Source organism: Pseudomonas schmalbachii (genome assembly GCF_017589465.1).
In the GTDB taxonomy this organism is placed as follows: Bacteria; Pseudomonadota; Gammaproteobacteria; order Pseudomonadales; family Pseudomonadaceae; genus Pseudomonas; species Pseudomonas schmalbachii.
On sequence record NZ_JAELYA010000007.1, the window covers coordinates 206,761 to 218,560 of the forward strand.

Annotated in this window: 13 protein-coding genes; 9 read left to right on the forward strand and 4 right to left on the reverse strand. The window is 65.6% G+C overall.

Features of this window, described 5'->3' with window-relative positions:
• Positions 1–2: 2 nt before the first annotated feature.
• From JFY56_RS18395 to JFY56_RS18415, 5 genes are all read left to right on the forward strand, one after another.
• Entirely contained in the window at positions 3–926 is a 924-nt protein-coding gene (locus JFY56_RS18395; protein ID WP_208315388.1) for a LysR family transcriptional regulator, read from the forward strand.
• A gap of 12 nt (positions 927–938) precedes the next feature.
• Positions 939–1,751, forward strand: coding sequence for an alpha/beta fold hydrolase (locus JFY56_RS18400; protein ID WP_208315390.1), 813 nt, complete (start codon positions 939–941; stop codon positions 1,749–1,751).
• 2 nt (positions 1,752–1,753) lie between these two features.
• A complete protein-coding gene (locus tag JFY56_RS18405; RefSeq protein ID WP_208315613.1) occupies positions 1,754–2,314 on the forward strand; it encodes a peptidylprolyl isomerase in 561 nt (186 codons plus the stop codon).
• A gap of 174 nt (positions 2,315–2,488) precedes the next feature.
• Entirely contained in the window at positions 2,489–4,321 is a 1,833-nt protein-coding gene (locus JFY56_RS18410) for an ABC transporter ATP-binding protein (protein WP_208315392.1), read from the forward strand.
• A gap of 386 nt (positions 4,322–4,707) precedes the next feature.
• Positions 4,708–4,995: a DUF2790 domain-containing protein gene (locus tag JFY56_RS18415; RefSeq protein WP_208315394.1), complete on the forward strand. Its 288-nt coding sequence runs from the start codon at positions 4,708–4,710 to the stop codon at positions 4,993–4,995.
• Here the strand turns inward: JFY56_RS18415 and JFY56_RS18420 are convergent, their stop codons facing one another.
• A complete protein-coding gene (locus JFY56_RS18420) occupies positions 4,996–6,120 on the reverse strand; it encodes a GNAT family N-acetyltransferase (protein ID WP_208315396.1) in 1,125 nt (374 codons plus the stop codon).
• Between the two features lie 90 nt (positions 6,121–6,210).
• The gene (locus JFY56_RS18425; RefSeq protein ID WP_208315398.1) at positions 6,211–7,191 is read right to left on the reverse strand and encodes an IS110 family RNA-guided transposase; all 981 of its coding nucleotides are present in this window, start codon (positions 7,189–7,191) and stop codon (positions 6,211–6,213) included.
• Between the two features lie 432 nt (positions 7,192–7,623).
• Here JFY56_RS18425 and JFY56_RS18430 point away from each other — a divergent pair, with 432 nt between their 5' ends.
• The 4 genes from JFY56_RS18430 (at position 7,624) to JFY56_RS18445 (ending at position 10,029) form a co-directional block, all read left to right on the forward strand.
• Positions 7,624–7,872, forward strand: a complete 249-nt coding sequence (locus JFY56_RS18430; RefSeq protein ID WP_208315400.1) for a hypothetical protein — start codon at positions 7,624–7,626, stop codon at positions 7,870–7,872.
• A 113-nt stretch (positions 7,873–7,985) separates the two neighbouring features.
• Entirely contained in the window at positions 7,986–8,750 is a 765-nt protein-coding gene (locus tag JFY56_RS18435) for an AraC family transcriptional regulator (RefSeq protein WP_208315402.1), read from the forward strand.
• Between the two features lie 90 nt (positions 8,751–8,840).
• Positions 8,841–9,176, forward strand: a complete 336-nt coding sequence (locus JFY56_RS18440; protein WP_208315614.1) for a tRNA-binding protein — start codon at positions 8,841–8,843, stop codon at positions 9,174–9,176.
• A 7-nt stretch (positions 9,177–9,183) separates the two neighbouring features.
• A complete protein-coding gene (locus tag JFY56_RS18445; protein ID WP_208315615.1) occupies positions 9,184–10,029 on the forward strand; it encodes a DMT family transporter in 846 nt (281 codons plus the stop codon).
• Positions 10,030–10,162: 133 nt separating this feature from the next.
• On the opposite strand, the gene rfaD is transcribed toward JFY56_RS18445, so the two are convergent.
• Complete coding sequence (gene rfaD, locus JFY56_RS18450) at positions 10,163–11,158, reverse strand: ADP-glyceromanno-heptose 6-epimerase (protein ID WP_208315404.1); 996 nt, start codon at positions 11,156–11,158, stop codon at positions 10,163–10,165.
• Between the two features lie 333 nt (positions 11,159–11,491).
• Entirely contained in the window at positions 11,492–11,776 is a 285-nt protein-coding gene (locus JFY56_RS18455) for a SelT/SelW/SelH family protein (RefSeq protein ID WP_208315406.1), read from the reverse strand.
• Positions 11,777–11,800: the final 24 nt, after the last annotated feature.

Sequence of the window (11,800 nt, forward strand, 5' to 3'; positions counted from 1 at the left end):
GGATGAAAGCGCCCCGCGTAACCCTGGATCAATGGCGCACACTGCAGGCCGTGGTCGATCACGGCGGCTTCGCCCAGGCGGCGGAGGCGCTGCACCGCTCGCAATCGTCGATCAGCTACACCGTGGCGCGCATGCAGGAACAGCTCGGCGTGCCCCTGCTGCGCATCGACGGGCGCAAGGCGGTGCTGACCGAGGCCGGCGAGGTGCTGCTGCGCCGCTCGCGGCAACTGGTGAAATCGGCCAGCCAGTTGGAAGAACTGGCCCACCACATGGAACAGGGCTGGGAACCGGAAGTGCGCCTGGTGGTGGACGCCGCCTACCCGACCCAGCGCCTGGTGCGCGCGCTGTCCGCCTTCATGCCGCAGAGCCGCGGCTGCCGGGTACTGCTGCGCGAGGAGGTGCTGTCCGGCGTGGAGGAAGCGCTGATCCAGGGCGCCGCCGACCTCGCCATCAGCAGCCTGAACATCCCCGGCCACCTCGGCGCCGATCTCAGCCTGGTGGAGTTCGTCGCCGTCGCCCACCCCGACCACCCGCTGCACCGCCTGCAACGGGAAGTCACCCACCAGGACCTGGAAGCCCACATGCAGGTGGTGATCCGCGACTCCGGCCGCCTGCAGCCGCGCGACGTCGGCTGGCTCGGCGCCGAGCAGCGCTGGACGGTGGGCAGCCTGGCGACCGCGGCGACCTTCGTCGGCAACGGCCTCGGCTTCGCCTGGCTGCCGCGCCACATGATCGAGCGCGAGCTGAAGGACGGCCTGCTCAAGCCGCTGCCACTGAACCAGGGCGGCAACCGGCAGAGCCGTTTCTACCTGTACCCGAACAAGGAAAAACCCCTCGGCCCGGCCACGCAGATCCTCGTCGAGCTGATCAAGACCTTTGCCGAAGTCCCCCTGGACGCGCATTTCGCCGCGCCGGATCTCGCCTGAAGGAGATAGCCAATGCCCTGGTTCAATCACGCAGGCCAGCGCCTGCACTATGTGGAAAGCGGCGACGGGACGCCGGTATTGCTGGTTCACGGGCTGGGCTCCAGCACCCGCGACTGGGAATACCAGATCCCCGAACTGGAAAAGCACCACCGGGTGATCGCCGTCGACGTGCGCGGTCATGGCCAGTCCGACAAGCCGGACGAGCGCTACAGCATCGCCGGTTTCTCCGCCGACGTGATCGCCCTGATCGAGCATCTCGCCCTCGCCCCGCTGCATCTGGTGGGCATCAGCATGGGCGGCATGATCGGCTTCGAACTGGCTACCCGCCGCCCCGACCTGCTGCGCAGCCTGACCATCGTCAACAGCGCGCCGGAGGTGAAACTACGCACCGTCCGCGAATACCTGGAAATGGCGCGGCGGCTGTTCCTCGCCCGGGTGATGGGCCTCAACACGGTCGGCAAGGCGCTCGGCAAGATGCTCTTCCCGAAACCGGAGCAGGCCGAGCTGCGGCGCAAGATCGAGCAGCGCTGGCCGCAGAACGACAAGCGCGCCTACCTCTCCAGCCTGCACGCCATCATCGGCTGGGGTGTGCAGGAGCGGCTGGGGCAAATAACCTGTCCGACGCTGGTGATCAGCGCCGACAACGACTACACCCCGGTATCGCTGAAACAGGCCTACGTCGACCGCCTGCCGAGCGCGCGCCTGGTGGTGATCGAGGACTCGCGCCACGCCACGCCGCTGGACCAGCCCGAACAATTCAACCGCACCCTGCTCGACTTCCTCGAGCAGGTCGACCTCTCGCAACCCGCAAGGAAATGCCAATGACCCTGTTCAAACGCCTGCTGCTCGCTGCCTCGACCCTGCTTCTCGCCAGCTCCGTGCTCGCCGCCGATCCGGCCAGACCGCACGTGCTGCTGTCCACCACGCTCGGCGAAATCGAAGTGGAACTGGACGCCGCCAAGGCGCCGGTCTCGGTGAAGAACTTCCTCGGCTACGTCGACAGCGGGTTCTACAACGGCACCATCTTCCACCGGGTAATCCCCGGCTTCATGGTGCAGACCGGCGGCTTCACCGAGAACATGCAGCAGAAAGACACCCAGGCGCCGATCAAGAACGAGGCCGACAACGGCCTGCTCAATGAGCCCGGCACCCTGGCCATGGCGCGCACCAGCGACGTCAACTCGGCCACCAGCCAGTTCTTCATCAACCTGAGCGACAACGGTTTCCTCAACCATGGCGCACGGGACTTCGGCTATGCCGTGTTCGGCAAGGTGGTGCGCGGCATGGGCGTGGTCGAGCAGATCGCCAAGGTGCAGACCGGCAACCGCGGCATGTACCAGGATGTGCCGCGCGAGCCGATCGTAATCCTGTCCGCCAAGCGCCTATGAGTTTCCATAGGTAGCTGCTGCGCGTCGGCCATACTGCGTTGAAAGCGAGCTCAGACTGCTCATTTACAATAGTAAACTCCGCGTCTTCGCTCGCTTTCGCCTTGTCTGGCTCTAGCTCGCTAGCTCCCAGACCGAGGGGCCAATGCCAAGGATGATGGCTGACGAGAGCAAACCATGTTCTTCCGCCGTTTCGAAAGACTGATCGACCCCTTCCGCCCCTCCGCCGACCGCATGCCGCCCGCCGAGGTGGTGCGCTTCTACGCCCACTACCTGCGCCAGGTCTGGCCGGCGTTCCTCGCCCTGTTGCTGGTCGGCCTGATCGTCGCGCTGATAGAGGTGGCGCTGTTCAGCTACCTCGGACGCATCGTCGACCTCGCGCAGAGCACCGCCGCCGCCGACTTCTTCCGCCTGCATGGCCGCGAACTGGCCTGGATGGCGGTGGTCGCGCTGGTCCTGCGCCCGCTGTTCAACGCCCTGCACGACCTGCTGGTGCACCAGGCGATCAACCCGAGCATGACCAACCTGATCCGCTGGCAGAACCACCGCTACGTGCTCAAGCAGAGTCTCGGCTTCTTCCAGAACGACTTCGCCGGGCGCATCGCCCAGCGCATCATGCAGACCGGCAACTCGCTGCGCGATTCGGCGGTGCAGACGGTGGACGCGCTGTGGCACGTGACCGTCTACGCGGCCAGCGCGCTGGTGCTGTTCGCCGAAGCCGACTGGCGCCTGATGATTCCGCTGGCGCTGTGGATCGTCGGCTACATCGCCGCCCTCGCCCACTTCGTGCCGCAGGTGAAACGGCGCTCGGTGGCCGCCTCGGATTCGCGCTCGAAGCTGATGGGACGGATCGTCGACGGCTACACCAACATCACCACCCTCAAGCTGTTCGCCCACACCAGCAAGGAAGAGGACTACGCCCGCGAGGCGCTGGACGACCAGACGCTCAAGACGCAAATGGCCTCCCGCGTGGTGACCGCGATGGACGTGACCATCACCGCCATGAACGGCCTGCTGATCGCCGGAACCTGCGGCCTGGCCCTGTGGCTGTGGAGCGTCGGGCTGATCTCGGTCGGCGCCATCGCCCTGGCCACCAGCCTGGTCATCCGCATCAACAACATGTCCGGCTGGATCATGTGGGTGGTCGGCGGCATCTTCGAGAACATCGGCCAGGTGCAGGACGGCATGCAGACCATCGCCCTGCCGCGCCAGGTGGTCGACCGCGAGAATGCCGCGCCGCTGCAGGTGACGCGCGGCGAGGTGCGCTTCGAGCAGGTCACCTTCCACTACGGCAAGGGCAGCGGGGTGATCCAGGAACTCGACCTGCGGGTGCGGCCGGGCGAGAAGATCGGCCTGGTCGGGCCTTCCGGCGCCGGCAAGTCGACACTCGTCAACCTGCTGCTGCGCCTCTACGACATCGAGGGCGGGCACATCCTCATCGACGGCCAGGACATCGCCGGCGTGACCCAGGAAAGCCTGCGCGCGCAGATCGGCATGGTCACCCAGGACACCTCGCTGCTGCACCGCTCGATCCGCGACAACCTGCTCTACGGCCGCCCCGACGCCAGCGATGCCGAACTGCTGGAAGCGGTGCGCAAAGCCCGCGCCGACGAGTTCATCCCGCAGCTCAGCGACGCCCAGGGCCGGCGCGGATTCGACGCCCATGTCGGCGAGCGCGGCGTGAAACTCTCCGGCGGCCAGCGCCAGCGCATCGCCATCGCCCGCGTGCTGCTCAAGGACGCGCCGATCCTGATCCTCGACGAAGCCACCTCGGCGCTCGATTCGGAAGTGGAAGCAGCGATCCAGGAAAGCCTGGAAACCCTCATGCGCGGCAAGACGGTAATCGCCATCGCCCACCGCCTCTCCACCATCGCCCGCATGGACCGCCTGGTGGTGCTGGATCGCGGCCACATCGTCGAAAGCGGCAGCCACGCCGAACTGCTCGACCACGGCGGCCTCTACGCGCGCCTGTGGCAGCACCAGACGGGCGGGTTCGTTGGGGTGGATTGACCATCGCGGGCATGGCCCGCCTACGGGATAGCGCGCTTTGTAGGGTGGAAAACGGCGAAGCCTTTTCCACCAGCGCGCCACGCAGAAACAGAAGGTGGACAAGCTTCGCGTTGTCCACCCTACGTCTCCGTTCCAAGACAATTGCTCCTACGGTTTGATCTCGACTGTAGGAGCGGGCCATGCCCGCGAAACAACGCCCCGCCCGACCCTTCGTACTGAAAATTTCCCAACATGTGACGAACGGTCGCACCACCTCAAGCACGGGCGATTTCCGCCGGCAAATGGCCATCCAAATTCCACAACCCCTTCGAACCGGATGAACTAACCCCCTCGGCCCGGTCAGATAAAGTCCTTGTCAGCGAAACCCAACAGAGGAAAACAAGCCTATGAAAATGGCCTCGGTTGTAAGCGCCCTGCTCTCCAGCCTCGCGCCCAGCGTATTCGCCCAGGATGGCCTGCAGAATCACGGAGCTGGTGTCGAACCGGTGGATTACCACTACGGGATGGAGATCGATGTCCAGAAGGTGCTGCACCGCACCGACACCTCCCAGAAGACAGGCGTCGTGCCGGTAACCCTCGTCTACGAAGACAGCGACGGCGAAGTCCGCAAGCTTCGCTTCCTCGAATGGGGCGGCTCCACGCTCACCACTCCCCCCGAACAGACCATCGGCTGATCAACCCTGCCGATAGGGCAGCAGGCCGCGCGCCTCCTCGGCGTAGGCCAGCACCCCTCCCCGCTCCTGATGCAGGAAATCGTCCACGGCGGCACGCAAGCCGGGGTGGGCCAGTTTGTGCCAGGAGCGGGTGATCACCGGCTCGAAACCCCGGATCAACTTGTGCTCGCCCTGGGCTCCGGCGTCGAAACGCCGAAGCCCCGCGGCGATGGCCTGGTCCAGGCCCTGGTAGAAGCAGGTTTCGAAGTGCAGCCGGTCGAACTCCGCCAGACAGCCCCAGTAGCGCCCATAGAAGGTATCGCCGTCGACCAGGCTGAAAGCCATGGCCACCGGCCGTGCGCCGCGCCGGGCGAAAACCACGCGGATCGCCTCGGGCATGCGTTCGGCCAGCAGGCTGAAGAAATCCCGCGTCAGATACGGCGCCTGGCCGCGCACGTGGTAGGTGCTGGAATAGCAGGCATGGACGAAATCCCACTCCGCCTCGCTCAGTTCGTGCCCGCCAAGCCAGAGGAAGTCGATGCCCAGCCCGGCCACCTGCTCGCGCTCCTTGCGGATCTGCTTGCGCTTGCGCGAGCTGAGCGCGTCGAGGAAGTCCTGGAAATCGCGATAACCGCGATTGAACCAGTGATACTGGCAGCCCAGCCGCTCCAGCCAGCCGGGCTCGGTCGCCAGCAACGCATCGGCGGCGGGATCGGTGAAGTTCACATGCACGCCGGACCAGCGCCCGTCAGCCATCCCTTCCGTCAGCGAACCAAGCAGCATTCGCAACGCGCCCGCCTCGCCGAGCAGCCGCGCGCCAGCGACCGGCGTGAACGGCACGCCGACCAGCAGCTTCGGGTAATAGCGGATACCGGCGCGCTGGCAGGCGTCGGCCCAGCTCCAGTCGAACACGTATTCGCCGTAGGAATGGCTCTTCAGGTAGGCCGGCAGCGCGGCCATCAACCTGCCGTCATCGCCCGGGAACAGGCGATGCGCCGGCCGCCAGCCGCTGTGCGCGCCGACGCTGCCGCTGTCTTCCAGGCTGGCGAGGAAGGCATGGCGGAGGAACGGCTGGGCGTCCGGCAGCAGGGCATCCCACTGGCGGGCATCCACGTCGGCGAGGCGGGAAAGGGTCTGGATTGGCATGGACGTGAGTCTGGCGCGAGTCACCGGAGAAGAAAAGCCGGAAGCAAGGTCGCGTAGATACCATCTCTCCAATCAGTTGCAACCAGCTGTTCAAGTTGGTTGCGGCTGATAGTGGGTCTGCGTCTTGAGCACACCGTAGGCAATCTGCAACAGCTTGCGCATGGCGGCGCCCAAGGCGCTTTTCTTGGCTTTTCCTCGGGCCAGCAGGCGCTGGTACAGCGCCCGCACCGTCGGGTTGTAGCGTTTGGCGACGATCGCGCCCATGTACAGCTTGGCCCGCAGCCGGGGCTGCCCCGTCTTGGTCAGATGCGCCCGGCCCTTCACCGAACTGCCGGATTCCCAGGGTCTCGGGACTAGCCCTGCAAAGGCGGCACATTGTCGGGCGCTCGCAAAGTCGCGGCTGTGCAGCATCGCTAGCAGGTGGCGTGAAAGCACCTCGCCGATCCCCTGGATGCTTTGCAGGAGTTCGCGATCGCGCTTGAGGCCGTCATGTCGATCGATGTGATCGTCGATGTCCTGCCTGAGGCGCTCGGCTTCCTGGCGCAAGGCGCTGAGCATCGTGTCGATGGAGGCCAGGACACTGATGCTGCTGCCGGTGATTTCCGCCTTCTCACGGCGATTGGCTTCGCGCTGGAGGTCCTCTTGCAGCGCCTCGTAGCGCGCGATCATCGCCTTCAGTTCGCGGATCTCACGTCGCTCCGGCTGCCAGCGACGAACCTGATGGCTGGAGCCATAACGCGCCAACACCAGGCTGTCCTGCTTGTCGGTCTTACCGCGTACCCCCAGGCTGCGCGCGTAATCGCGGACGTGGGCCGGGTTCAGGACGAAGACCTGCACCCCACGGTCATGCAGGTAATACGCCAGGGCCTCGTGATAGACCCCGGTCGCCTCGAGAAACACTCTCAACTGCCCAGCCGTCTCTCCGGTCTGGGCGCAGCACCAGTCGATCAAGGCCGCAAAGCCGCTCGGCTGGTTGGCGAATACCTTGGTTTTGATCTTCAGACTCTCCGGGTCTCGCAACCACAGACAGTCCAGCTTCTGCTTACTGACGTCGATACCGATTACGGTCATCTCTCGATCCTTGCCTTGTTCATGCAGCCTCACTCCCGTGGAGGGGCTTGGATACCATTCAGGATTAGGAGAAAGAGAGCCGGGGGCACAATCTACAACGCAGAGTCGAACTCTCAGGTTGGCGCGGTGCTCACCCGGCTCCGGGCAAGGAGGTAGCTAATCTCATTGCCCTGGAGAGATACAAGGTTGGCGCTGAGCGCAGCGAAGCCCAACATCTGCCAGGGCCTGCACCCATTTCGTTGGGCTTCGTACCTCAGCCCAACCTACTGGTACGGGCACGAAAAAGGCAACTCGTCGGCAGCCGGCTGCACGCGCGCCCAACTGGTCTATGGTGGCAGTTACGCAGGAAGTGCTGTTCACAGCCGGGACATCCACCCCGCCATCAGGCCTTCCCCACGACCTCGATGGCGGACCAACACCGAGGACGATCTCATGAGCCTGATGCAATGCACGCACCGTGACTACATCATCACCGCCGATGTCGTCGAGCATCCGGGCATCCCCACGCCCTGGGCCGGCGGATGCCACATCACCACGCCGGACGGGCAGACCACCAAGCGCAAGCCGCTGCCGCTGGAATACGCCTTCATGGCCGAGCTGGAAAAGGCCCAGCACGCTTCCATCGCCCACGGCAAATGGCTGGTCGACCAGTGCCTGGATCATGACCGGCAGCTGTTCTGAACCACATCGAACCGGGCGGCTGTAGCACCCGCCGCCCGGCACGCTCCTGCCGAACGCAGTGCCACCAGCGGACCCGGCACAGTAGACTGTCGGCCTGACCGCCGGAGCCTGCAATGAGTCCGATTCTCTCCCTGCGCCGCTACAACCACGAGCACCTCGCCCACAGCCACGAGCACGCCCAACTGGTGCTCGGTCTGAGCGGCCGCCTGGATTTCGAGATCGGCGGGCGCGGCAGCCTGGTGACCTGCCAGACCCTCGCAGTGGTCCCGCGCGAGACCCATCACGCCTGCGCCAGCCCACAGGGCAGCCATTGCCTGGTGCTCGACCTGGAAGACGAGGACGACCTGCTGCAGACCCTCGGCCTCCACGCCGACGCCGGTCGACGCCTGCTGGAGCGGCCGGGACCGGTGCGGCTCAGCCCCAACCAGGAACAACTGGTCGGCTGGCTCGCCGGCAGTCCGCTGCAGGACCCGGTGATCGCCCGCCAGGGCGCCATCCTCCTGCTCGCCAGCCTGGCCGCCGACTGCGAGAGAACGGCCGAAGCGGCACAGTTGCCGCTGGCAAGCCTGGACAGCTACATCGACCGCCACAGCGGCCACCCGCTGCAGGTCGCCGATCTGGCACGACTGACCGGGCTGTCCAGCGCGCGTTTCCACGCCCGCTTCCTCGCCGAAACCGGGCAGACGCCTATGGACTACGTGCGCAGCCGGCGCCTGCACCATGCCCTCGAAATGCTGCGTGGCACGCACCTGCCGGTAGGCGAGATCGCCGCGCGGGTCGGCTACGCGTCGCAGAGCGCCTTCACCGCGGCGCTGGTTCGCGAGTTCGGCGCCACCCCGCGCGAGGTGCGCCGAGAGGCGCGCGACAATTCCCGCTAGCCGCGCGACAGACAAAGCCTGCCCGGCGCCCTAGACTCTGCGGCATCCAGGAGGAAGCCCATGCAGAGCGAACCCATGCAGACCGAACCCATGCAAACCATCGAATGGCAGGACTTCGAACGCGTCGAACTGCGCGTCGGCACCATCGTCCACGCCGAACCCAACGTGAAGGCGCGCAAACCCGCCTATGTGCTGCAGGTCGATCTCGGCCCGCTGGGGATGAAGACCTCCAGCGCGCAGATCACCGCGCATTACGCCGTCGAACAACTGATCGGCCGGCAGGTGCTCTGCGTGTGCAACTTCGCGCCGAAATCCATCGCCGGCGTGCGCTCGGAAGTGCTGGTGACCGGCGTCTACGACAGCGAAGACAAGGTGGTGCTGGCCGGCTTCGATAAGTCGCTGTCCAATGGGGCGCGCCTGGCCTGACATGCAGCTGACACCCCGCTCCGCCCTCCTCGGCCTGCACATCGGCGCGCTGATGTTCGGGCTCTCCGGCATCTTCGGCAAACTGATCCTCGCCGGCCCACTGGTGATCGTCTTCGGCCGCGCGCTGTTCGGCGTGCTGGCTCTCGGCGGCTTCGCCGGCCACCTTTCCCGTCAATCCCGCCCCGACCTGCGCCAGGCGGCGATGCTGGTCGGCAGCGGCCTGCTGCTGTGTGCGCACTGGCTGACCTTCTTCCTTGCGGTGAAGGTCGGCAACGTCGCCGTCGCCACTCTCGGCTTTGCCAGCTTCCCGGCCTTCACCGTGCTGCTCGAAGGGCTGCTGTTCGGCGAACGCATCACGCGCGGCGAGTACGGCGTCGTCGCGCTGGTCTGCGTCGGTCTGGTGATGGTCACGCCCAGTCTGGATTTCACCTCCGGCGCCACCGCCGGCCTGCTCTGGGGCGTGCTGTCCGGGCTGCTGTTCGCCCTGCTGTCGCTGGCCAACCGGGTCAGCGTGAAAGGCGTCGACCCGATCCTGGCGGCGCTGTGCCAGAACCTGACCATCCTCGCCTGCCTGCTGCCGCTGGTGTTCGTCGAACTGCCGAAGATCCGCGCGCTCGACTGGCTCTGGCTGGTCCTGCTCGGCGTGCTCTGCACCGGCGTGGCGCACAGCCTGTTCGTCGCCAGCCTGCGCCTGATCAAGGCGCGCACGGCAGCGGTGATCTTCGCCCTGGAACCGGTCTACGGCATCGCCTTCGCCGCCGTGCTGTTCGGCGAACAACCCGGCCCGCGCATGCTCGCCGGCGGCGCGCTGATCATCCTCGCCACCTTCATCAGCGCGCGCCTGGCGAAATAGAAAAAAGAAGGCCGCCCCGCAACTGTGCGTACTGCGAAACCCTCATACCTGGGGAGGCAACTTCGAGGATTTCATCGCACGACTGCATGCGGGGCGGCCTGTTCGGGGCCGACGCCGGATCGGGATCAGGTCATCAGGCGTCGCGGTCGATCAGCCAGCGGCAGTAGCGCTCCACGCCCTGCTCGACGGTGAACATCGGCTTGCGGTAGCCGGCTTCGCGCAGCAGGTCGATATCGGCGCAGGTGTAGCACTGGTATTTGCCGCGCAGTTGCTCGGGAAACTCGCTGTACTCCAGGACGCCCTGGGCGATAGCCTGTTCGAGCGTCAGCGGTTGCTGGTCGTCCTGGGCGCGCAGGGTGTTGATCACCGCCAGCGCCACATCGTTGAACGGCTGCGCGCGGCCGCTGCCGAGGTTGAAGATGCCGCTCTGCGCGGGCTGGTCGAAGAAATGCATGTTGACCGCGACGACATCCTCCACCGAGACGAAATCGCGCAGGTGGCCGCCGGCCGGATAGTCGCCATAGCGGCCGAACAGTTGCACCTTGCCGGTGGCGCGGTACTGGTTGAAGCAGTGGAAGGCCACCGAAGCCATGCGTCCCTTGTGCTGCTCGCGCGGGCCGTAGACGTTGAAATAGCGCAAGCCGACCACCTGGCTGCGGGCATGCTCCAGTTCGCGACGCACGCGCTGGTCGAAGAGGAACTTGGAGTAGCCGTAGACATTCAGCGGCTGCTCGAAGGCGCGATCCTCGCGGAACACGTTGCCGCCGCCGTACACCGCCGCCGACGACGCATAGAGGAACGGCACGCCGAGCGACAGGCTGGCGCTGAGCAGATCGCAGCTGTAGCGATAGTTGTTGTCCATCATGTAGCGCCCGTCGCCCTCCATGGTGCTGGAGCAGGCGCCCTGGTGGAACAGCGCGCGGACCACGCCGAACACGCCCCGGGAATAGCGCTCGACGAAATCGCGCTTGTCCAGGTAGTCGCTGATCTCGCAATCGGCGAGGTTGCGGAATTTGTCGCCCTCGGTCAGGTCGTCCACCGCGATGATGTCGGTTTCACCACGCTGGTTGAGCGCCTTGACCAGGTTGCTGCCGATGAAGCCGGCGGCGCCAGTGACGATGATGCTCATGTGGGACACTCGGTTCGGAGAATGGGGTGTCGCCAGACTATTCGTACAAGCGCCTACGGCCTTTGACTTAAGGCATGAAAGTTAGCTTGCTAAGTAAATTCGCTCCCAAGCGGTTTGATTATCGCGGGCATGGCCCTACAGGTATGGCAAGAGCGTAGGGTGGAAATCGCGAAGCATTTCCACCTTGTCGTGGGGCCGGGAAGGTGGACAAGCGGAGCGTTGTCCACCCTACGCCTAGGGGCATCTCGCGACGATGCGAAGACAGTTGCTCCTACGGTCGGCCGGGCCATGTTTTGTAGGAGGGCGCCATGCGCCCGAAACGAACCGGGCGGATCAAGGCCGGTCGTTATGCCCCAGGTCCCGCTGCGGATCGATCTGGTCGCGTACCCGCTGCTTCAATACCTTGGCCTCGGGAAAGCCGCCGTCGGCCTTGCGTTCCCAGATCTGCACGCCGTCGCAGGTGATGCGGAACACCCCGCCCGTGCCCGGTTCCAGGCTGACCTTGCCGAGGTCGTCGGCGAAGGTGCTCAGCAGCTCCTGGGCCAGCCACGCGGCGCGCAGCAGCCACTGGCATTGGGTGCAATAAGTGATGACGATTTCGGCTTTGGCGGCGGGCATGGCACGGCTCTGGCTAGGGAGTAT

What these genes read in the sequence shown, in the direction of transcription:
- JFY56_RS18420 (WP_208315396.1), bottom strand. Translation starts at nt 6,120, where the DNA reads ATGCCAATCCAGACCCTTTCCCGCCTCGCCGACGTGGATGCCCGCCAG.
- rfaD (WP_208315404.1), bottom strand. Translation starts at nt 11,158, where the DNA reads ATGAGCATCATCGTCACTGGCGCCGCCGGCTTCATCGGCAGCAACCTG.
- JFY56_RS18435 (WP_208315402.1), top strand. Translation starts at nt 7,986, where the DNA reads ATGAGTCCGATTCTCTCCCTGCGCCGCTACAACCACGAGCACCTCGCC.
- JFY56_RS18440 (WP_208315614.1), top strand. Translation starts at nt 8,841, where the DNA reads ATGCAAACCATCGAATGGCAGGACTTCGAACGCGTCGAACTGCGCGTC.
- JFY56_RS18415 (WP_208315394.1), top strand. Translation starts at nt 4,708, where the DNA reads ATGAAAATGGCCTCGGTTGTAAGCGCCCTGCTCTCCAGCCTCGCGCCC.
- JFY56_RS18395 (WP_208315388.1), top strand. Translation starts at nt 3, where the DNA reads ATGAAAGCGCCCCGCGTAACCCTGGATCAATGGCGCACACTGCAGGCC.
- JFY56_RS18430 (WP_208315400.1), top strand. Translation starts at nt 7,624, where the DNA reads ATGAGCCTGATGCAATGCACGCACCGTGACTACATCATCACCGCCGAT.
- JFY56_RS18455 (WP_208315406.1), bottom strand. Translation starts at nt 11,776, where the DNA reads ATGCCCGCCGCCAAAGCCGAAATCGTCATCACTTATTGCACCCAATGC.
- JFY56_RS18410 (WP_208315392.1), top strand. Translation starts at nt 2,489, where the DNA reads ATGTTCTTCCGCCGTTTCGAAAGACTGATCGACCCCTTCCGCCCCTCC.
- JFY56_RS18425 (WP_208315398.1), bottom strand. Translation starts at nt 7,191, where the DNA reads ATGACCGTAATCGGTATCGACGTCAGTAAGCAGAAGCTGGACTGTCTG.
- JFY56_RS18400 (WP_208315390.1), top strand. Translation starts at nt 939, where the DNA reads ATGCCCTGGTTCAATCACGCAGGCCAGCGCCTGCACTATGTGGAAAGC.